This is a genomic window from Streptomyces sp. NPDC127038 (assembly GCF_042725875.1).
Taxonomy (GTDB): domain Bacteria; phylum Actinomycetota; class Actinomycetes; order Streptomycetales; family Streptomycetaceae; genus Streptomyces.
This window is the reverse complement of the sequence record NZ_JBHXDQ010000036.1, coordinates 27,713-48,088: the sequence shown is the minus strand read 5'-3', so window position 1 is coordinate 48,088 and position 20,376 is coordinate 27,713. Positions and strand designations below refer to the sequence as shown.

21 protein-coding genes are annotated in these 20,376 nt (G+C 72.6%); 9 read left to right on the top strand and 12 right to left on the bottom strand.

Going from position 1 to position 20,376, the window contains the following annotated elements; genetic code table 11:
- The first annotated feature begins 82 nt into the window (after positions 1 to 82).
- On the top strand, positions 83 to 1,537 hold the full coding sequence (gene hemG / locus ACFWI4_RS23895; protein ID WP_387199624.1) for a protoporphyrinogen oxidase: 1,455 nt from the start codon (positions 83 to 85) through the stop codon (positions 1,535 to 1,537).
- A 5-nt stretch (positions 1,538 to 1,542) separates the two neighbouring features.
- Positions 1,543 to 2,274 carry a hydrogen peroxide-dependent heme synthase gene (hemQ, locus tag ACFWI4_RS23890; protein ID WP_387199621.1) on the top strand — a complete coding sequence of 244 codons (732 nt, stop codon included), beginning with the start codon at positions 1,543 to 1,545 and terminating at the stop codon, positions 2,272 to 2,274.
- Positions 2,275 to 2,393: 119 nt separating this feature from the next.
- Here the strand turns inward: hemQ and ACFWI4_RS23885 are convergent, their stop codons facing one another.
- From ACFWI4_RS23885 to ACFWI4_RS23870, 4 genes are all read right to left on the bottom strand, one after another.
- Positions 2,394 to 4,010 (bottom strand): alpha/beta hydrolase, encoded by a 1,617-nt coding sequence (locus tag ACFWI4_RS23885; RefSeq protein WP_387199618.1) that lies wholly within the window; start codon positions 4,008 to 4,010, stop codon positions 2,394 to 2,396.
- Positions 4,011 to 4,157: 147 nt separating this feature from the next.
- Positions 4,158 to 4,931: a TIGR04222 domain-containing membrane protein gene (locus ACFWI4_RS23880; protein WP_387199615.1), complete on the bottom strand. Its 774-nt coding sequence runs from the start codon at positions 4,929 to 4,931 to the stop codon at positions 4,158 to 4,160.
- Positions 4,932 to 5,018: 87 nt separating this feature from the next.
- Entirely contained in the window at positions 5,019 to 5,642 is a 624-nt protein-coding gene (locus ACFWI4_RS23875) for a DUF4142 domain-containing protein (RefSeq protein WP_387199612.1), read from the bottom strand.
- Between the two features lie 291 nt (positions 5,643 to 5,933).
- The gene (locus ACFWI4_RS23870; protein ID WP_387199609.1) at positions 5,934 to 7,388 is read right to left on the bottom strand and encodes a DUF692 domain-containing protein; all 1,455 of its coding nucleotides are present in this window, start codon (positions 7,386 to 7,388) and stop codon (positions 5,934 to 5,936) included.
- 350 nt (positions 7,389 to 7,738) lie between these two features.
- Between ACFWI4_RS23870 and ACFWI4_RS23865 the strand changes: the two genes are divergently transcribed.
- Positions 7,739 to 8,557 (top strand): SAM-dependent methyltransferase, encoded by an 819-nt coding sequence (locus ACFWI4_RS23865; RefSeq protein ID WP_385394380.1) that lies wholly within the window; start codon positions 7,739 to 7,741, stop codon positions 8,555 to 8,557.
- A gap of 28 nt (positions 8,558 to 8,585) precedes the next feature.
- Here the strand turns inward: ACFWI4_RS23865 and ACFWI4_RS23860 are convergent, their stop codons facing one another.
- Positions 8,586 to 9,509, bottom strand: a complete 924-nt coding sequence (locus ACFWI4_RS23860; RefSeq protein ID WP_385394383.1) for a helix-turn-helix domain-containing protein — start codon at positions 9,507 to 9,509, stop codon at positions 8,586 to 8,588.
- A gap of 129 nt (positions 9,510 to 9,638) precedes the next feature.
- Positions 9,639 to 9,869 carry a DUF397 domain-containing protein gene (locus ACFWI4_RS23855; RefSeq protein ID WP_385394385.1) on the bottom strand — a complete coding sequence of 77 codons (231 nt, stop codon included), beginning with the start codon at positions 9,867 to 9,869 and terminating at the stop codon, positions 9,639 to 9,641.
- A 291-nt stretch (positions 9,870 to 10,160) separates the two neighbouring features.
- Between ACFWI4_RS23855 and ACFWI4_RS23850 the strand changes: the two genes are divergently transcribed.
- Positions 10,161 to 10,634, top strand: a complete 474-nt coding sequence (locus ACFWI4_RS23850) for a hypothetical protein (RefSeq protein ID WP_387199604.1) — start codon at positions 10,161 to 10,163, stop codon at positions 10,632 to 10,634.
- Between the two features lie 10 nt (positions 10,635 to 10,644).
- Here the strand turns inward: ACFWI4_RS23850 and ACFWI4_RS23845 are convergent, their stop codons facing one another.
- The 5 genes from ACFWI4_RS23845 to zapE all read right to left on the bottom strand — a co-directional run bounded on the left by ACFWI4_RS23845 (position 10,645) and on the right by zapE (position 15,225).
- Complete coding sequence (locus tag ACFWI4_RS23845; protein WP_387199601.1) at positions 10,645 to 11,397, bottom strand: peptidyl-tRNA hydrolase; 753 nt, start codon at positions 11,395 to 11,397, stop codon at positions 10,645 to 10,647.
- 75 nt (positions 11,398 to 11,472) lie between these two features.
- Positions 11,473 to 11,673, bottom strand: coding sequence for a hypothetical protein (locus ACFWI4_RS23840; protein WP_387199598.1), 201 nt, complete (start codon positions 11,671 to 11,673; stop codon positions 11,473 to 11,475).
- A gap of 9 nt (positions 11,674 to 11,682) precedes the next feature.
- Positions 11,683 to 12,621, bottom strand: coding sequence for a polysaccharide deacetylase family protein (locus ACFWI4_RS23835; protein ID WP_387199594.1), 939 nt, complete (start codon positions 12,619 to 12,621; stop codon positions 11,683 to 11,685).
- A 223-nt stretch (positions 12,622 to 12,844) separates the two neighbouring features.
- Positions 12,845 to 13,975 (bottom strand): SPFH domain-containing protein, encoded by a 1,131-nt coding sequence (locus tag ACFWI4_RS23830; protein ID WP_387199591.1) that lies wholly within the window; start codon positions 13,973 to 13,975, stop codon positions 12,845 to 12,847.
- Between the two features lie 104 nt (positions 13,976 to 14,079).
- Positions 14,080 to 15,225, bottom strand: a complete 1,146-nt coding sequence (gene zapE / locus ACFWI4_RS23825) for a cell division protein ZapE (RefSeq protein WP_387199588.1) — start codon at positions 15,223 to 15,225, stop codon at positions 14,080 to 14,082.
- On the opposite strand from zapE, the gene ACFWI4_RS23820 reads away from it, so the two are divergent.
- From ACFWI4_RS23820 to ACFWI4_RS23800, 5 genes are all read left to right on the top strand, one after another.
- Positions 15,224 to 16,036, top strand: a complete 813-nt coding sequence (locus ACFWI4_RS23820) for a pyrimidine reductase family protein (RefSeq protein ID WP_387199585.1) — start codon at positions 15,224 to 15,226, stop codon at positions 16,034 to 16,036. The two genes, zapE and ACFWI4_RS23820, sit on opposite strands and share 2 nt — an antisense overlap.
- Before the next feature lie 112 nt (positions 16,037 to 16,148).
- Complete coding sequence (locus ACFWI4_RS23815) at positions 16,149 to 16,622, top strand: indole-3-glycerol phosphate synthase (protein ID WP_387199582.1); 474 nt, start codon at positions 16,149 to 16,151, stop codon at positions 16,620 to 16,622.
- 134 nt (positions 16,623 to 16,756) lie between these two features.
- The gene (murC, locus tag ACFWI4_RS23810) at positions 16,757 to 18,145 is read left to right on the top strand and encodes a UDP-N-acetylmuramate--L-alanine ligase (RefSeq protein ID WP_387199579.1); all 1,389 of its coding nucleotides are present in this window, start codon (positions 16,757 to 16,759) and stop codon (positions 18,143 to 18,145) included.
- 45 nt (positions 18,146 to 18,190) lie between these two features.
- Positions 18,191 to 18,598, top strand: a complete 408-nt coding sequence (msrB, locus tag ACFWI4_RS23805; RefSeq protein ID WP_387199576.1) for a peptide-methionine (R)-S-oxide reductase MsrB — start codon at positions 18,191 to 18,193, stop codon at positions 18,596 to 18,598.
- Positions 18,599 to 18,705: 107 nt separating this feature from the next.
- Complete coding sequence (locus ACFWI4_RS23800) at positions 18,706 to 19,107, top strand: hypothetical protein (protein WP_387199573.1); 402 nt, start codon at positions 18,706 to 18,708, stop codon at positions 19,105 to 19,107.
- 26 nt (positions 19,108 to 19,133) lie between these two features.
- Here ACFWI4_RS23800 and ACFWI4_RS23795 read toward each other — a convergent pair whose 3' ends face one another.
- A complete protein-coding gene (locus ACFWI4_RS23795; RefSeq protein ID WP_387199570.1) occupies positions 19,134 to 20,222 on the bottom strand; it encodes a YbhN family protein in 1,089 nt (362 codons plus the stop codon).
- Positions 20,223 to 20,376 lie beyond the last annotated feature (154 nt).

The window sequence follows — 20,376 nt, the reverse complement described above, 5'->3', positions numbered from 1 at the left end:
GTCCCGATGCGGTCACGGTCGGGACTCGAAGGGGCCGCATGGCCCTGGCGGGAGGGCCGACGCCGTCTGAGAGGGTGGAGCCATGAGCGCAGCGCATACGGACACGGAGCACGTCGTCGTCATCGGGGCCGGCATCGCCGGGCTGGCCGCCGCGCACCGATTGCTCGGGCGCGGCGCGCGCGTGACGGTCGTCGAGGCCTCGGACCGGGTCGGCGGCAAGCTGCTTCCCGGGGAGATCGCGGGCGTCCGGGTCGACCTCGGCGCCGAGTCCATGCTGGCGCGCCGCCCGGAGGCCGTGGACCTGGCACGCGAGGTGGGCCTGGCGGACAGCCTGAGGCCGCCGGCCACCGCCACCGCCTCGATCTGGACCCGGGGCGCGCTGCGCCCGATGCCCAAGGGCCATGTGATGGGCGTGCCCGGCACCTCCGCCGCCCTGGCCGGCGTCCTGTCGGACGAGGGCCTCGCCCGTATCGAGCGCGACGCCGAACTGCCCCGCACCGAGGTCGGCGACGACGTGGCCGTCGGGGAGTACGTGGCCGCACGCCTCGGCCGCGAGGTCGTCGACCGCCTGGTCGAACCGCTGCTGGGCGGGGTCTACGCGGGCGACGCCTACCGCATCTCGATGCGCTCGGCCGTCCCGCAGCTCTTCCAGGCCGCGCGGACCCACGACTCGCTGACGGAAGCGGTCCGGGAGATCCAGGCCAAGGCGGCCTCGGCCGGACAGACCGGGCCGGTCTTCATGGGCGTCGAGGGCGGTGTCGGCCGGCTGCCGCTCGCCGTGGCCCGCTCGGTCGCGGACCGCGGCGGCGAGATCCTGACCGGCACCCCGGTGACGGAACTGCGCCGGACGGAACCGGCGGGCTGGCAGGTCGTCGCCGGTGACCGCGTCCTGCGCGCCGACGCGGTGGTCGTCGCCGTCCCCGCCCCGGCCACGGCCGCGCTGCTCGGCGCCGAGTCGCCCGGCGCCGCCGCCGAACTGCGCACGGTCGAGTACGCCTCCATGGCCCTGGTCACCCTCGCCTACCGCCGTACCGGCGTCACCCTGCCCGAGGGAAGCGGCTTCCTGGTGCCGCCCGTCGACGGCCGCACGATCAAGGCCTCGACCTTCGCCTCACGCAAATGGGGCTGGATCGCCGACGAGGACCCGGACCTGCTGGTGCTGCGCACCTCCGTGGGGCGGTACGGCGAGACGGAGATCCTGGAGCGGGCGGACGCCGACCTCGTCGACGTCTCCCGGCACGACCTGCGCGAGGCCACCGGCCTGGACGCGGAGCCGGTCGAGACCCGCGTCACCCGCTGGGACGACGGTCTGCCGCAGTACCCGGTCGGCCACCACGCGCGCGTGGCCCGCATCCGCGAGGAGGTCGCCAAGCTGCCCGGCCTCGCGGTGTGCGGCGCGCAGTACGACGGCGTCGGCATCCCGGCCTGCATCGCGAGCGCGTACGCCGCGGTGGACCGGCTGGGCGGTGACGCGCGCGGTGTGCAGGAGCTCACCGCGAACCCGGTGCAGAGTCTGCACGGCGGAGCAGGAGAATAGGAACCATGAGTGACGACGCCCCCACCACCGAGGCCGGCAGGATCCCCAACAAGGGCAAGCTGGCCAAGGACCTGAACGAGGTCATCCGCTACACCCTGTGGTCGGTCTTCAAGCTGAAGGACGTGCTCCCCGAGGACCGTTCCGGTTACGCCGACGAGGTCCAGGAGCTGTTCGACCAGCTGGCCGCCAAGGACGTGACGATCCGCGGCACCTACGACGTCTCGGGCCTGCGCGCCGACGCCGACGTCATGATCTGGTGGCACGCGGAGACCAGCGACCAGCTCCAGGAGGCGTACAACCTCTTCCGCCGCACCAAGCTGGGCCGCGCCCTGGAGCCGGTCTGGTCGAACATGGCGCTGCACCGGCCCGCCGAGTTCAACCGCTCGCACATCCCGGCGTTCCTCGCCGACGAGACGCCCCGCGACTACGTCAGCGTCTACCCCTTCGTGCGCTCCTACGACTGGTACCTGCTGGCCGACGAGGACCGCCGCCGGATGCTCGCCGACCACGGCAAGATGGCCCGCGGCTACCCCGACGTCCGGGCGAACACGGTCGCCTCGTTCTCGCTCGGCGACTACGAGTGGATCCTCGCCTTCGAGGCCGACGAGCTCTACCGCATCGTCGACCTCATGCGTCATCTGCGTGCCTCCGAGGCCCGGATGCACGTCCGCGAGGAGGTCCCGTTCTACACCGGCCGCCGCAAGGACGTCGCCGACCTGGTCGCGGGTCTCGCCTGACGGTCCCGGTATCGCCGAGACCCGAAGGTCCCGGCTCCGGTGAGACCTGACGGTCCCGTACCGGCGAGAGGCGGGCGCCCCCACGGGGACGCCCGCCTCTCCCGTTCCCCGGGCTCCGTTCAGGACGCCCGACGCGCCGCGCGCTTCGCGGACGGCGGCGGTACGGGCTCCCGGTGCGGGGCGCAGGCCGCGTTCCGTTCGGGCAGCCGGCCCTCCAGGAGGTAGGCGTCCAGGTAGCCGTTGACGCACTTGTTGGGGCCGCCGGCGATCCCGTGGGTGCCGGCGCCGTTCTCGGTGACCAGCACCGAGCCCCACAGCCGCCGCTGGAGCTCCTTCGCCCCCTCGTACGGCGTCGCCGCGTCCCGCTCGGCGGCCAGGATCAGCGTCGGCGGCAGCTCCCCGGGCAGCGTCCTGACGTCGAGCGGCTTCTGCCGGGGCGCGGACCAGTAAGCGCACGGCAGGTTCATCCACACGTTGTCCCAGGTCTCGAACGGGGCGACGCGCGCGAGCCGGGTGTTGTCGCGGTCCCAGACCCGCCAGTCGGTCGGCCAGGGCGCGTCGTTGCACTCCACGGCCGTGTAGACCGCGCTGCTGTTCTCCTGCTCGGCGGCCGCCTCCGGATGCGGTCCCGCCACCTGGATCAGCGGCTTCGGATCACCCTTCAGATAGGCGGACAGGGCCAGCGCGCGCTGCGGCCAGTAGTCGTCGTAGTACCCGGCCTGGAGGAACGCGCCCTGAAGCTGGGCGGGGCCCACCGTGCCGCCCGCCGGTGAGGCGGCGAGCCGGGTCCGCGCCTTCTCGAAGGAGCGCCGCACCTCCTCGGCGGTGCGGCCGAGCCCGTACACCGCATGGTGCCGGGCGATCCACGCGCGGAAGTCCGCCCAGCGGACCTCGAACGCCGCCGACTGGTCCAGGTTGTTCCCGTACCAGACCTTCTCGGGGTCGGGGTTCACCGCCGAGTCGAAGACCATCCGGCGCACGTGCGAGGGGAACAGCGTCGCGTACAGCGAACCGAAGTACGTTCCGTACGAGGCGCCCATGAAGGTCAGCTTCCGCTCGCCCAGCGCGGCACGCAGCACGTCCAGGTCACGGGCGTTGTCGAGCGAGGTGTAGTGGCGCAGGGCGGAGCCCGAACGCCGGGCGCAGCCGCGGGCGTACGCCTTCGCCTCCGCGATCCGCGCCTTCTTGTACGACTCGGAGGGGACCGTCGGGGACTGGAGGAGCGGCTTCGGCGGGTGCCGGGGGTCGCGGCAGGACAGCGGCGCCGACCGGCCGACACCGCGCGGGGCGTAACCGACGAGGTCGTAGGCGGCTCCGATCCGCTTCCACTCGGGCAGGAAGCCGATCAGCGGGAAGAACATGCCGGAGCCGCCGGGACCACCGGGGTTGTAGACGAGCGCGCCCTGGCGCGGCACCTTGTGCCCGGTGTCGTGCGGGTCCTTCCCGGTCGCCCGCACGCGGCTGACGGTCAGTCTGATCCGTTTGCCGTCGGGGAGCGCGTAGTCGAGCGGCACCGTGACCGTGCCGCACCGGACGTCGGACGGCAGGTGCTCCGCCTTCGGGCACGTGCCGAAACGGATGCCCGCGGCGGCGGCGCGCTCGGCGGCGACGGCGGTGCCGCGCGTCTCGGCGGATCCGAGCGGGCCGGGCCAGGCCGGGGCGCCGCCCGCCGGAGCGGCGACCAGGCCCGTCAGGAGCAGGGACCCCGCGGTTCCGTGGAGGACGGCAGCTCTCATCGAGAATCCCTTCAGCGCGCGGCAGCGACAGAAGGATGCTTCGTTCGGCGGGCGGCGAAGTAAAGCACCGCCCGCCCGGTGTCGGCCCCAATGACCCCTATGCGCCCCCGAAGGCGCCTTCCGCCCCTTCAGTGAGCCCCTTGCGTCTCACGTGGTGTCGCGGTCCCGGTGGGCGAGGGCCGCCCGCAGTTCCGGTTCGCCGACGGCACGGATGCCGCGCACGGCGACGGAGGTGAGATACGTACGGTCGTCGCCGGACACGTCGGAGTGCCGGGCCAGGGTGCCGAGCAGCCGCTGCCCGGCCGGGGAGGCCCAGCGGGTGCAGGGGTGCACCTCGATCCGGGCTATGGCGAGACAGCTCACCGTCAGGATGAGCGGGAGCAGGAACCAGACCGCCACGGGCACGTCGCTGCCGGGGGTCTGGCCCGGCAGCAGCAGGGCCGCGACGCCCAGCGCGAGGACCGCGGCCGCGGCGCCCTGGACCTGGCGGACGGCCCCGGCGACGGTGGTGCGGGTCCCGTCGGGGACGGCGAGACCGGCCGCGACCAGGCGGTCGGCGAGCCGGCGCACCGAGTCGGTGGCGGCGGTCGCCGCCCGCAGCGGCGCTATCCGGGACTGGCCCTCGGGCCCGATGGCCCCGATGACCGAGCGCTCCATGTCGTCGCGCCCGCACGGGTCGACGACCGTGGCCCAGCCGGTGTGCGCGAGCAGCAGCCGGCGCTGACGGGCCATCGACACCAGGGTCAGATCGGCGACCCGGGCCGGGCCGCCGGACAGGAACGCGGCCTCGTACAGCGTGAGATCGTGCCCGCGCCCGGCGTCGGCGTCGAGCGAGGCGGCACGGAGCGCGGCCAGACACAGCCGGGTGCAGGAGACGCAGGCCGCGGCCCAGGCCATGAGCAGGAGAAGGACCCAGAACATGGCGTTTTTCTATGCGATGGGAGAGGCGGGCGCCATGCTCCACTCACTATGTGGGACGGAGCCGTTGCCGGTATGTGACGTTCCGTATCAGACCGGTGCGTCGGGGTCCGCGTAGCCGGTCGCCTCCAGTGCCCTCATGTGGCCGAGCACGATGGTGTTCGCGTCGTCGGCGAGCTCGCGTACGAGCGTGTTCCTGGTGAAGGCGCGGACCTGGGCGACCAGGGTGAGGGTCCGCCCCTGCGCCGCGCGCAGGATGCTCGCGAACTCCACGTCGTACCGCGTGCCGTGGGCCGCGCCGAGCGCGGACAGCCACCGGCGCTGCCGTCCGTCGGGCTGGTTGGGCAGATCGACCCCGAGCCGCGCGGCGACGCTGCGGACGCGCGCGTCGAGGAACGTGTGCCCCTCGACGAGGCGCAGGCCCGCCGTCCGTACGGCCGGGGTGGTGCCGCGCTGCTGGGCCTGCTGGGCCGCGGGCAGTTCCCAGAGGCCGGACAGCCGCTCCCCGGTGACGAACTCCCGGTCCAGGCCCGACAGCGGACCGTACGGCGCCGGAACGCTCCGGGTGTCGGGGGTGTCGAGTGCGACCGGCCCGGGTAGTGCGCGGTCCGCGGACGACCAGACGGGAAAGACCAGCACGGCCAGGGTCACGAGCAGGACGGTGACGATGATTCCCGTGCCGCCGACGTGTCCTGAGCGGTTGTCGGATCGCATGGTGCCTCCTGTTGCGGCACGCACGCTAGTGGCCTCCGGGTGCGTCCCGCCGGGCGACCGCGCCCGCTACGCCGACCGCCGTACGGGGGGAACGGGCCCGGGCCGAGGGCGCGGGACGCCGGTTGCGGTGGCCCACGCCCACGTCATACCGCCGCGAAACGGCTGGAACGGGGCGCTCGACCGGTCTTCTCGCGGGGCGGTGTTATCCCGGGCACACTTCACGGGCCGGGGCGGGTCGCGCGTGTCCACGTGAGGTGAGCCGCGCGGGGCGAGGCGGCCCGCCGCCCCGGGTCAGTGGCGCAGCAGGGCCCTGCGGGTGGCGCGGGCCAGCCGGGCCCCGGGGCGCCTGGACAGCGGGGCCGGGCCCGAGCGTTCGAGCCACCAGTCGCGCAGCCGCCGTGTCCCGGAGTCCTCCGGGAGGCCGGTGAGCAGCAGGTGTTCGGCGAAGTCCAGGGCGTCGCGGCGGTAGCCGCCGGTCATCGGACGCCGCTGCGCGTACGCGAGGAACGCCGGCCGGTAGCCGTCGCCGAGGATCTCCGGCAGTTCCGGGGCCACCTTCGCCACGACGTCCGCCCGCTTGGCGGCCAGCGAGCGCGCCTGCACCCCGAGGCGGACGCGGTCGAAGCCCTCGGGCGCGGGGGTCCCGGCGACGAGCGCGGACAGCAGGGCGGCCTGCGCCAGCGCCACCCGCTGGCGGGGCGCCTCGTCCCCGACCGGAGCGAGGCCACCCGGCTCCGCGGACCCGGTCACCGTGTGCGCCGCCGGTCGGGTCTCCTGCCCTTGACCGGCTGCCGGCGCCGGCGGTCCGGCGGGTGCGGGGGAGGCGACCCGGCCGGCGGCCGGGGTCACGGCACTCCCTCCCGTCGCCCGGGCCGTGGTTCCCGCCGGTTCCGGCGTCTCCCGGGCCGTTGCTCCCGCCCGTTCCAGCGTTTCCCGGATCGTGGCCAGTTCCCTTTGCAGTTCGGCCGGTTCGGGGAAGTTCTCGTCGCGTTCGAGGAGGACACCCGGCGGGCTCACCCGGGACGCGAGGTCGGCGAGGATGTCCAGCACGGGCTGCGCGACGGGATGGGCGTGGCTGTCGTGCCATACGCCGTCCCGCTCGAAGCCCCCGGCGACATGGACGTAGGCGATGGCCTCGACGGGCAGTTCGCCCAGGGCCTTGGCGGGGTCCTCGCCGCGGTTGACGTGGTTGGTGTGGAGGTTGGCCACATCGATGAGCAGCCGTACGCCGGTGCGGTCCGCGAGTTCGTAGAGGAACTGCCCCTCCGTCATCTCCTCGCCCGGCCAGGAGATCAGCGCGGCGATGTTCTCCACGGCGAGGGGGACGGGCAGCGCGGCCTGAGCCGCCCGGACGTTCTCGCACAGGACGCGCAACGCGTCCCGGGTGCGCGGGACCGGCAGCAGGTGGCCGGCCTCGAGGAGCGGTGACGCGGTGAGCGGGCCGCCCGCCCGGACGAACGCGATGTGCTCCGTGACCAGCGGGGACCCCAGCGCCTCGGCGCGTTCGGCGAGCGCGGTCAGCCGCGCCTCGTCGGGCCGGTCGGCGCCGCCGAGGCCCAGGGAGACCCCGTGCGGCACCACCGTGACACCCCGCGCGCGCAGCCGCAGCAGCGACTCGGGGAGATGCCCGGGGCACAGGTTCTCCGCGACGGCCTCCACCCAGTCGACGCCCGGCATGTTCTCCACGGCCCCGGCGATCTCCGGCCGCCACCCGATTCCCGTACCCAGCCGTCCCGCTTCCCGCATGTCCCCTCCTCCGTCACCGCCCGGGCCGCACCCGCTCCGCGTCGCTCCCCACGACGGCCGGCGCACCGGCGTGACCAAGTCATGGCCCCGCGGACCGGGACCGAACCCACCGGGGCGGACGTTCAGAGCAACATTTGAGGTTCCGTGCCGGGCCGCCGGCCTTCCGTGCCGGGCCGCCCTCCTGTCCGCACACCGGCCGTTTCGGGCCACCCCGCCGGACGCGGGGGCGCAACTTGGCCCGAAAGCCCTCCTCAGTCCCTCGTTCGGGGCTGGCAACGCCAACTTCCGCTTCCCTAAGATGGATCGCCGGTCGGGCCGGTCAGGGCGGCCGACACGGATCTGGGGGAACGATGCAGCCTGGCGAGCAGCTGTCCACGTCGATCGATGCCACGGTGCCCACGGCCGCGCGCATGTACGACCACTACCTCGGCGGCAAGGACAACTACGCCGCCGACCGTGCGGCCTGCGAAGAGCTCGACAAGGTCGTCCCCAGCACGCGCGCGCTCGCGCTGAACAACCGCCGCTTCCTCCAGCGGGTCGTCAGGACCCTGGCCGACGGGTACGGGATCCGGCAGTTCCTCGACCACGGATCGGGTCTGCCGACCCAGAACAACGTCCACCAGGTCGCCCAGGCGGTCGACGAGAACTCCCGGGTGGTCTACGTCGACAGCGACCCGATGGTGCTCGTGCACGGCCGGGCCCTGCTGGACCAGAACGAGCGGACCGCCGTCATCCACGCCGACCTGCGGCAGACGGAGGAGATCTTCGCCCACCCCGACACCCGCCGGCTGATCGACTTCTCGCAGCCGGTGGCCGTGCTCTTCAACTCGGTGTTCCACTGCATCCCGGACAGCGACACCGACGGTCCCGTCCCCGTGATCCGCCGCGTGGCCGAACGGCTCGCGCCCGGCAGCTTCATGGTGATGTGCCAGCTCGTCAGCGAGGACGCCGAGGTCCGCGACTTCGTCACCGGCTTCATGGACAAGGCGACGCAGGGGCACTGGGGCCGGGTCCGCCAGGAGAAGGACGTGGAGGGGTACTTCGACGGCATGGACATCCTGGAACCCGGACTCGTCGAGGTGTCGACCTGGCGCCCGGACACCGACGTCGTGCCGCGCCAGCTCACCCAGGAGTGGATCGAGTTCGGCGGGGTCGGCCGGATCCGCTAGGACACGCCCCAGGGCCCGTCCGGGCCGGTCAGCGGGACGCGCCGTACCGCTGTTCCATCGTGGAGCGCAGCAGTGCCAGGGAGGCCCGGGGACTGAGGGCCTCGTCGGCCAGGCGGTCCAGGACCACGCGGTACTCCTCCGTCTCGTCCCGGTCCTCCAGGAAGTTGGCGCTCCTGATGTGCTCCAGGTAGACGATGTCGGGCAGTTCGACGCCGCCGAAACGCAGATAGGTGACGGGGATGGCCGGCGCCGAGGCGTTGGTGACGTCCAACGGCACGACCTGCACGACCACATGGGGGCGCTGCGCCATCTCGATCAGATGCTCCAGCTGGGCGCGCATCACCTCACGGCTGCCCAGGACGCGCAGCAGCACCGACTCGTCGACGACGGCCCACAGATACGGGGGATCCATCCGGTCCAGCAGCTCGCGTCGGCGCATCCGCAGCTCCACCCGGCGCTGCACCTCGGCGGCCGGCGCCGTCGGCAGTCCGCGTTCCACCACGGCCCGGGTGTACTCGGCGGTCTGCAACAGGCCGGGAACGTACTGGATCTCGAAGGTGCGGATGGTGGTGGCCGCCTCCTGGAGTCCCACCAGCCGGTCGAACCACTCCGGCATCAGCCGCTTGTCGTAGCGCTGCCACCACCCCGGCTCGCCCGCGCGCTTGAGCAGGCGGAGCAGGACCGACACCTCGTAGTCCTCGGTGCCGTACAGGCCGAGCAGGGCGCGGACGTCGGTCTCCGTGGGAGGCCTGCGGCCCTTGCCCGCCTCTATGCGCGACAGCTTCGCCGCGCTGAACCCCAGGGAGCGCGCCGCCTGTTCCTGGGAGAGGCCGGCGTCCTCGCGGGCGCCTGCCAGCTGAACGCCGACCAGCATCTTCAGCAGAGTGGGAGCGGGCTCCTCCCGGCTCAGATACGGTTCGAGACGGGAGGTGCGGGGTGACTCGACGGACATCCTGACTCCCTGTCGACCGGCAGAAGGCAGCCAAAATTATCGCACTGCTCCGCACTCTGCCGCAGCGGGAGACAGAAGTGGACAACTGGCCTTCCGTTTCAATGGAGTTCGGGGCGGCGAAAGGCCTGCTCAGAGCAGGTGGTCGAACTCCCCGTCCTTCGCCCCGGCCAGGAACGCGGCCACCTCCGCCGGGGTGTAGACGAGGGCCGGACCGTCGGGGTCACGGGAGTTGCGCACCGCTATGCCGCCACCGTCGAGGGAGGCCACCTCGACACAGTTGCCCTCGGCATTGCTGTGCCTGCTCTTGATCCAGGAGGCGCCCAGCGAGCTGGCCCGCACTCCGTTCGGCACTGATGGCACCAACGCACTCTCCTTGCTGACGTTCCACCAGATGTGCGCCCGGTCCCCCGCCCGGTCGCGGTTCCGGCCGGACCTCACGTGGCCCATGACTCTCTCCGGCTTCATGCAATTTCTCGTGCAATTGCACGAAGACGCTGTCAGCGTGGATAATAGCCGTGGCGTCAACCTCGTTACCAGAGGCCTTTGCTGACGTCGGTTCAGCCGCTCCCGCGCGGAGCGTGATCGTCCGGGAGGGGCCTGGTGGCCCGCCCGCGCACCTGTCACTGTCCGACGCCTTCGGAGGGAGCGGAAATGGCAACACCACTCAGGAACCTGGAACGCGTCTCATGGGACGAGATCAAGGACTCCAAGGGATCGGCGCAGGCCATCCCCTTCCTGCTCAACACCGTCGCCTGGGGTGACGCCGCGACGGCCAGGGCGGCCCTCCAGGACCTGAGGGAACGAATCTGCCAGTTCGGATTCGTGGTGGAGCAGGCGACCGCCGCGACCGTCCCCTTCCTGTGGGAACTCGCCGAACTGCCCCAGGTCACCTGCCGGGTCCAGATAATCCAGCTGCTGAGGGACATCGCCGAGGCCCGGCAGTGGGAACGCACGGCGGCCGCCTACCCCAAGCTCCTCAACCGCCGTGAGAACTGGGTGGGCTGGGAGCGCGAGGCCCGTCAGGCCGTACGCGCCCATCGCGGCACCCTCCAGCATCTGCTGGCCGAGCCGGACACCGAACTCGTCCGCGTCACCGCGGAACTCGCCACCACCCTGGCCGACTGAGACCGGGCCGTCAGCCCGCCGGATCCGCCGTGTGCCTCGGCAGGGCGGCGACCCGGTCGTGGCCCTCGACGGCGACCGTCAGTCCCGGGGCGATCTCCGTGAAGCCCGCGTCACGGACCAACGGCACGTCGGAGACGCTGAGTTCACGCCAGTGAGCCGGATCGGCCATGCGTACGGAGAGGGCGAAGCCGGATTCGCGCCACGCGGTCCGCTCCTCCTCCGACAGTTCCCACCAGGCCAGTTGGGCGCCATGGCCCGTCTGCGCCATCGTCTTCCCGGCCGACATGTCGAGTTCGGGGTTGAGCCACAGCACGGGCGCCGCCGGATCGGCCGGCCCCGGCGGCAGCGGATCGTCGAGGTCCGTACCGGAGACCTGGAGCCGCGCGAGGTCCTTGGGCCAGCCGTCCAGCGGCACCGGCGGGAAGACCCGTACCTCCGCGGAGCGCCCCCTCACGGTGATGCCGGGCAGCGCCTCGGCCCGCCGCCACTCGGCCCCGCGCGCCCGCCGTACGACCTTGCGGATCCGGGCGTCCTGCCAGTCCCGCACGGCCTGCGCCCAGACGCCGTCCCCGAGGGAACGCTCGTCGCTCAGGATCGTCAGCACGGCCCGCGCCGAGGTCTCCAGCGCGTCGGTGCGCTCCGGGGGAGCGGCCTTCTCGATGTGCACCACCAGGGGCAGCACGAACTGCGGCGCCTCGTCGCGTGCGGTGGGCTCGTCACGGAAGGGGCTGCCGTCGGCGGGTGTCGGGTCGTCGCTGCTCACGCCCCCAGTCTGCCAGGCGGAAGATCCGCCCCGGACGGACGGTCCGCCGGGGTTCGGCACCGGCACCGGCGCCGCTCAGCCCGAGCACGCGGTGCGCTGTGCCTCCTGCCACTCGCAGACGGGGCACAGCGTGATCCCCTTGCGCGACTCCGGGTACTCGGTCGGCTCGCGGCACAGCACGCACTCCGCGTACGGCGGCCCGCCCGGCCCCGCCGGGTCGCCGGTGGAGTCCCCGGCCCGCCTGTCCGCACCCGTCGTGCCGCTGTCGTCGCTCATGCCGCCAGCTTACGAGGAGCGGGGAACGGCGGAGGGCGAGGAGCGGGCCGGCCGCGGGGACGGCCCGTGCCACCGGTCGGCGGCGCCGATCAGCTGGGACACCTTCACGAAGCGGAAGCCCCTGCGGCGCAGTTCGGGCACGATCGTCCGCAGCGCCCGCTCCGTCACGGGCGCCGCGCTGCGGGTGCAGTGCATGACGACGACGGACCCGGACCTGACACCGTCCAGGACCTGTCGCGCGACGGCGTCCGCGTCCGTCGCGAACGCGTCCCCGCTCACGACGTCCCACTGCACGGCGGTGACCCCGGCCGCGCTCAGCGCCCGCAGCGCGCGCCGGTCGTAACACCCGCCGGGGAAACGGAAGTAGGGCATGGCGTCCCGCACCCCCGCTCTCCTGAACGCGGCGTACGCCCGTTCCACGTCGGCGCGCATCCGGTCCTCGGGCACGGTCGGCAGCCCGTAGCAGTCGCTGGTGAAGGCGTAGTGGCTGTACGAGTGGTTCGCGATCTCGAACAGCGGGTCCCGCCCGATGTCCCTCGCCTCCCGCGGGTACTCGTCGGCCCACCGTCCGGTCATGAAGACGGTCGCCGGCACCTTGAACCTCCGCAGCGTCGCGATGAGCTGCGGATTGTCGAAGTGCTCGCCGCCCGCGGCCCGGGCCCCCTCGTCCGCGGTCATGTCCGCGTCGAAGGTCAGCGCGACCGCCTTGTCCCGGGCGCGCGGCCCGTTCTCGAAGACCGGTGTCAGACCGGCGGGGCCGGGCGCGAGGGTGGGTGGCCGCGAGGGTGCGGTGCCGGTGCTCGCGGCCGAGGTGGCCGAGGCGGTGGCGGGCGCGTGGTGCCCGCGACGGGCCGCCGCCGGACCGGCCGGGCCGCCACACGCGGCGAGAGCGGCGCCGAGGGCTCCCACGGCGCAGGTCACGGCGATGCTCCGTACAGAGAGGGTCACCGTGCGACGGTAGACAGATAAGTGTGATGATCCGGTCATTCATCGGGTGTGCCGCCCGTACACGGTCCCGAAGTCACCCGCACGGGGCTGGTGCCGGGTCGCGCGGAGCGGCAGCGGTTCTACGGTGACCGGGGGTTCTGCGGGGCCTCGGGTGCCCCCTGCTCGAAAGGCCCGGGAGAGCGTGCCGGGCATCGCCGGGCGGGCGGGACGTCGCGGTCACGCCCTAGCTCGTAGGCGTCTCCGGCTGCGCGGGTTCCTCCGCCGTCCCGGACGGGCGGGCCGCGCCGTTCCCGGACGGGCCTGCTCCGTTCCCGGACGGGACGGTGCCGTTCCCGAACCCGTCGGGGCTCCGGGAACCCTCCGGCCCCTCCGGGTCCAGCGGCACCCTGGGCTCACCGAGGATCCCGAACGTGTCCGGGATCCCGAGCCCGTCCGTGTCCAGCCCGTCCGTGTCCGCGAACGCCTCCGGGAGTCCGAGCGCTCCCAGTGTCCTGCCGAGCCGTTCGGGCGTGACGGGGGGCTCGACGGGGTCGACCCCGGGCTGCCGGTCCACCGAGGGCGGCGTGGCCTGCTGCGGCTGGACCGGCTGCTGACCGGCCTGGGCGCGTTCCAGGAAGCGGAGCAGTTCGACCGGGAAGGGCAGCACGAGGGTGGAGTTCTTCTCGGCGGCCACGGCCACCACGGTCTGGAGCAGGCGCAGTTGGAGCGCCGCGGGCTGTTCCGACATCACCTCGGCGGCCTGCGCCAGCTTCTTGGAGGCCTGAAGTTCCGCGTCGGCGTTGATGATCCTGGCCCTGCGCTCGCGGTCGGCCTCGGCCTGCCGGGCCATGGAGCGTTTCATCGTCTCGGGCAGGGACACGTCCTTGATCTCGACGCGGTCGATCTGCACGCCCCAGCCGATCGCGGGGCTGTCGATCATCAACTCCAGTCCCTGGTTGAGCTTTTCGCGGTTGGAGAGCAGGTCGTCCAGGTCGCTCTTGCCGATGATCGACCGCAGCGAGGTCTGTGCCATCTGGGAGACCGCGAAGCGGTAGTCCTCGACCTGGACGATGGCGTTCGCCGCGTCCACGACCCGGAAGTAGACGACCGCGTCGACGCGGACGGTGACGTTGTCCCGGGTGATGCCCTCCTGCGCCGGGATCGGCAGGGTCACGATCTGCATGTTGACCTTGCGCAGCCGGTCCACGAACGGCACGACCATGGTGAACCCGGGGGAGCGGACCTCGCCCGCCAGCCGCCCGAGCCGGAACACGACCCCGCGTTCGTACTGCTTGACGACCTTGGCGCCGGCCGCGACGTAGACCACCGAGGCGGAAAAGGCCGCCGTGATCGCCACGACGAGTTCCTGGACCATGACGACCCCCTTCCGAGCCGCCCAGTTTGTCTGGCAATTCCACTCTACGTCGCGGGGGCGCGGATGCCGCCGGGCCGCCGGGAAGGGTTCGTACCGCTGTGGTCCTAGGCCTTCGGGCCCTCCACGAGGCCCTTCGCGTCGCGGGCCAGGGCGGTCAGCCGGGAGATCGCGCGGAAGTACTTCTTGCGGTAGCCGCCGTTCAGCATCTCCTCGCTGAACAGGCGGTCGAAGGGCATCCCGGAGGCGAGGACGGGTACCTCGCGGTCGTACAGCCGGTCGGCGAGCACGACGAGCCGCAGCGCCGTCGACTGGTCGGGGACGGGCTGGACGTCGGTGAGGCACACCGCCGCGATCCCGTCGGTGAGGGCGCCGTACCGGCTGGGGTGGACGCGGGCGAGGTGTCCGAGCAGGTGCGGGAAGTCGTCGAGGGACGCGCCGTCGGTCGCGTACGCGGCCTTGGTGACCTGCTCCTCGGAGAACGGGGCCGGTGCCTCGGGCAGCCCGCGGTGGCGGTAGTCCTCGCCGTCGATGCGCAGCGGACGGAACCGCGCGGACAGCCCCTGGATCTCCCGCAGGAAGTCGGCCGCGGCGAACCGGCCCTCGCCGAGCTTGCCCGGAAGCGTGTTCGAGGTGGCGGCGAGCGCCACGCCCGCGTCGACCAGTCTGCCGAGCAGGCTGGAGACGAGGACGGTGTCCCCCGGGTCGTCGAGCTCGAACTCGTCGATGCACAGGAGGCGGTGCCCGGAGAGGGTCTCCACGGTCTTCTGGAAGCCGAGCGCGCCCACCAGGTTCGTCAGCTCCACGAAGGTGCCGAACGCCTTGAGCGAGGGCTCCGCCGGGGTCGCGTGCCACAGGGAGGCGAGCAGATGGGTCTTGCCGACGCCGTAGCCGCCGTCCAGATAGACGCCCCGGGGGCCCGTCGGCGTCTTCTGGGCCTTGCCGCGGCCGAAGAGCCTGCGCTTGGGCGCGCCCACGGCGTGCGCTCCGCCGAGTCCCGCGGCGAACCCTTCGAGGATGCCGACGGCCTCGGTCTGGCTGGGCTGGTTCGGGTCCGGGATGTACGTGGCGAAGCGGACCGAGTCGAAGCGCGGCGGCGGCACCATCTCGGCGACGAGCCGGTCGGCGGGGACGTGCGGCTCGCGGGCGCACAGGGACAGCGGGGCCGCTTCGGCTATCGGGTCGATCGCGGAGGCGGTGGAGGTGGACGACACGGTTCCCCACTCTATGCGCCGTGCCACACTGCACGTCATGCGACGCCTGTTCCCTGTGACCTATGAAACAGCAGCCCAGGCCTCCGCCGAGGTCTCCGGGACGGATGTGACGGAGCGCGAGTGGGAGCTCGGGGAGCTGGCCGACGCCTATGCCTACCCCGGCGTCCGGTCGCCCTGGCTGCGGGCCAACATGGTGTCCACCCTCGACGGCGCAGCCCAGCACGAAGGGCGCTCGCAGCCCATCTCGAACGCCACCGACATGAGGATCTTCGGAGTCCTCAGGGGGCTCGCGGACGTCGTGGTCGTCGGGGCGGAGACCGTCCGGCAGGAGGGCTACCGGCCGGCCCGCGCGCGTGAGGCCTTCGCGGCCCGGCGTGAGGCCGCCGGGCAGGGCCCCGCGGCCGCGATCGCGGTGGTCACCGCGAGCCTCGACCTGGACTTCTCGCTGCCGCTCTTCACCTCGCCCCTGGTGCCCACACTGGTGCTCACCGGCGCCGCGGCGGCCCCGGAACGCGTCGCCGCGGCCGAGCATGCGGGGGCGCGGGTGGTGATCGCCGGGGACGGCGCGGGGATCGAGCCCGCCCGTGCCGTACGGGCCCTGGGCGACCTCGGGCACACCCGGCTGCTCACCGAGGGCGGGCCCCGGCTGCTCGGCCAGTTCATCGCGGCCGGCGTCCTGGACGAGATGTGCGTGACGCTGTCCCCGATGCTCGCGGCGGGTGACGCCCAGCGGATCGCCGGAGGGCCCTCGGTGCCGGTTCCCCAGCGGTTCGAACTGGCGTCCTTGCTGGAAGAGGCCGGGTTCCTCTACAGCCGCTACCGTCGACCTGAACGGCAGTCGGAATCCTAGATTCCGTTTCTCTTCGCCCGGGCACACTAATTCGCGCAGTACCCGTGTTGTTACGGGGCAGGATGGTTTCCGCAGGGGGCCGGGAGGCCCACGGACGAGAAGGGCGCCTGTCGTGTTCACGAGCGTATTGATGATCGAGAAGGCCCTGACGTCCGCCGACGTGGAGTTCGTCACGACCTTGCACGGTGACGAGACGGTCGCCTTCCACGTACTGCTCCAGCCCCGGGGCGACCAGGCGGACCGGCTGCTGCGGGCCATCGACGACGTCGCGATGGGCGAGATCGACGAGGCGGCCCGCGAGGGCGAGACGCCCGAGGGCGAGGAGGCCGCCGGCCAGGGCGAGCGGGCGCTGGAGGTGTCGCTGGTGGCGCTGCGGGCGTCCGGCAGCACCGCCGAGGGCCGGCTGATCGAGGACCACCCCCTCGACGCCCTGAAGACCCTGGTCGACCAGGTGGAGGCCGACGAGGTCATCGTGCTGACCGACCCCCACTACGTGGAGGAGTTCTTCCACCGGGACTGGGCCTCGCGGGCCCGGCACAAGGTGGGCGTACCGGTCCTGAAGCTGTTCTCGCACAGCAAGGCGTGACCCGGCCCCCGGCCCCGCGCGCGGCGCCCCGGTGTCCCTTGTGAGGCGTGGTCCGCCGCACCCAATAGGCTGGGCCCGCGTTCCCCTCGGGAGAGCGCGCCCACCTTCGTACCGGATCTTGGGGAGAAACACGCATGGCACCCGGCCTTCCTACCGCGATGGACCGACCGCACTTCATCGGCATCGGCGGCGCCGGGATGTCGGGCATCGCGAAGATCCTCGCCCAGCGCGGAGCCGTGGTGGCGGGCAGCGACGCGAAGGAGTCCGCCACCGCCGAGGCGCTGCGCGCGCTCGGCGCGACGGTCCACATCGGCCACGCGGCAGGCCACCTCGCCCCGGACGCCACCTGTGTCGTGGTCTCCTCCGCGATCCGCGCGGACAACCCGGAACTCGCCCGCGCAGCCGAGCTCGGCATCCCGGTCGTCCACCGCTCGGACGCCCTCGCCCGCCTGATGGACGGGCTCCGCCCGATCGCCGTCGCCGGCACCCACGGCAAGACGACCACCACCTCGATGCTGGCCGTGTCCCTGTCGACGCTGGGCCTCGCCCCGTCGTACGCCATCGGCGGCGACCTCGACGCCCCCGGCTCGAACGCCCTGCACGGCGAGGGCGAGATCTTCGTCGCCGAGGCCGACGAGTCGGACCGCAGCTTCCACAAGTACGCGCCCGAGGTCGCGATCATCCTCAACGTCGAACTCGACCACCACGCCAACTACGCGTCCATGGAAGAGATCTACGAGTCCTTCGAGACGTTCGTCGGCCGTGTCACCGAGGGCGGCACCCTGGTGATCTCGGCGGACCACGAGGGCGCCCGCGAGCTGACCCGGCGCCTCGCCGGCCGTGACGTGCGCGTGGTGACGTACGGCGACGCCGCCGACGCCGACGTGCGGGTGCTGTCCGTGGTCCCGCACGGCCTCAAGAGCGAGGTGACGGTCCTGCTGGACGGCGCCGAGCTGACCTTCACGGTCTCCGTCCCCGGCCGCCACTACGCGCACAACGCGGTGGCCGCGCTGGCCGCCGGTGCCGCGCTGGGCATCCCGGCCGCCGAGCTGGCCCCCGCGCTCGCCTCCTACACCGGCGTCAAGCGCCGCCTCCAGCTCAAGGGCGAGGCGGCCGGCGTCCAGGTCATCGACTCCTACGCGCACCACCCGACCGAGATGACGGCCGACCTGGAGGCCATGCGCTCCGGGGCCTCCGGCCGCATCCTCGTGGTCTTCCAGCCGCACCTGTTCTCCCGCACCCAGGAGCTGGGCAAGGAGATGGGCGAGGCCCTGTCGCTGGCCGACGCCTCCGTCGTCCTGGACATCTACCCGGCCCGCGAGGACCCGATCCCCGGGGTCACCAGCGAGCTGATCATCCAGGCCGCGCGGACCGCGGGCGCCGAGGTGACGCCGGTCCACGACAAGTCCGAGGTCCCGTCCGTCGTCGCGGGAATGACGAAGGCCGGTGATCTCGTTCTCACCATGGGCGCCGGCGACGTGACGGATCTCGGGCCGGAGATCCTCGCCCGCCTGGCCGAGTGACCGTGGCCCTCCAGGGGCCTCCTTGAACGTGAGGGGTTGAGCTTCATGTCGTACGACATCGAAAAGCCGGACGAGCAGTGGCGCGCGGAGCTGACCCCGGCCGAGTACACGGTGCTGCGCAAGGCGGGCACCGAGCCCGCCTTCACCGGCGAGTACACCGACACCCAGGCCAAGGGCGTCTACTCCTGCCGTGCCTGCGGCGCCGAACTCTTCACCTCCACGGAGAAGTTCGCGTCGCACTGCGGCTGGCCGTCCTTCTACGACCCGAAGGACTCCGACGCCGTCGAGCTGATCCAGGACCGCTCGCACGGAATGGTCCGCACGGAGGTCCGCTGCGCCCGCTGCGGCTCGCACCTGGGCCACGTCTTCGAGGGCGAGGGCTACCCGACCCCGACGGACCAGCGCTACTGCATCAACAGCATCTCCCTCCGGCTGACACCGGACGAGAACTGACCCGACACCGGCCCTGGACGTGGATCCGGGTCCGGCCCACCCGAGCCCGGACACAGGCGCTCCCCGCACGAGCAGTCGTGCGGGGAGCGCCTGCTGAGGGAGTTGTCATGCTCAAGGTGTTGCGCGGCGATTCGACAGAGGAACTGGAGCTGTCCGGAAGCCCCTCCGAGCTGCTGGCTCTGGGGCGAAAGCTGCGGAGGGGGGAGGGGGAAGCCGTGCTCGCGAAGGTGTCGGATCCGGCTCCTTACGGCAGATCCTTGGCGCGGATCGACGTTCGCCAAGCGAGTGGGAAGATCAGGATTTCCTCCGCCGGGGACAGTGAGTCATTGACGGTTGAAGGCGGCCTGGAATCCCTTTCCCTCCTTGCCGAGAACATCGAAGGCTTCGCTTTGGAGGCGGATCAGGGCGACCACCTTCATGTGGACCACTTTCCGGGACACGACTATCTGGCCGAAGGGTCGGGATCCCTGGTTGTCGCCCTGGACGCTCGGTCTCGACGCATCAACTGATCTGGTCGGCCCAGGCGTTCGTGGTCCTACAGCACCTTTCGGTGGACCAGGGCCGAGAGGAGGAGGGTGCCGGGGAGCAGGGGGATCCAGACCGTCAGGACGCGGTAGGTGATGACCGTGGCCGTCGCGAGGGTCATCGGGGCGCCCAGCGCGGCCATCGTGAAGACCAGGGCCGCGTCCACCGGGCCGATCCCGCCCGGCGCGGGGACGGCACCGGCCGCCGTACTGGCTACCAGCAGCGCGAACACCACCTGCGCCCACGACAGCGGCAGCCCGAGCGAGAAGCCGACCGAGGCGATCACCGTCCCCTGGAGCACCGGGGCGGCGGCCGACCCGCCCCACAGTGCGAGGACGCGGCTGGGCCGGGTGTGCAGGATCCGTACATCGGTCAGCGCGGTGCGCAGGAAGCCGAGGGACGGGCGGCGCAGCGGGCGGACGACCGCCAGGAGCAGACAGGCGGCCGCGAGGGCGAGCGCCACGCCACCCGCCACCGGCAGCAGCGTCCGGCTGTCCGGGACGAGTCCGCCGAGCCTGCGGGTGTCCTCGAGGGCCACCAGGAAGACGATCAGCACCGGGATCCTCGCCACCGGCTTGACCAGCGAGTACAGGGCGAGCGACGCGGTGGCGCGGGCCAGCGGGATGCCCCGGCCCTGGAGGAACCGCAGGGTCACCGCGTGCGCGCCCAGGCTCGACGGCAGGACGAGATTGGCGGCGCCCGCGGCCAGTTGTGACGCCAGCAGCAGGCCGGGCGGCAGCCTCTCGGGCAGGGCACCCTGCCGGATGCACGCGGCGACCACCCACCCCAGCAAGGTGAAGAAGACGCCCGAGAGCAGCCACCAGGGGTCGGCGTCCGCCAGTCGTGCGGCGCCGTCGTGCCAGGCGCTCCGGTCCAGCGCCGCCCACGTTCCGATGATCAGCAGGGGCAGCAGCGCCAGCACCAGCCGGGCGGGGCGGTTGAGGGACGTGAGGCGGGTGAGGGAGGTCAGGCGGGTGGCGGCGTCCGATCGGGTGACGCACGGCCCGTCACCGGGTGCTGGTGGGGGTACGGGTGCGGCTGTCGCCGTGGCGGTGGCCGGGGCGGGAGTGGGGAGGCTCTCGAGCGGGGGCAGGGACACGGCGCACGACGTCCTTCCGCGTCACGCCCGGCTACGGACGGACGGATCCGAGGCGATGCAACGGGGACGGGGAAAACGTTCCCGTTCGGTGTGACGCCACGGTGTCCGGGAGAGGAAGCGGGACCACCGTGTGGGCGACACGGCCGGAGACGCC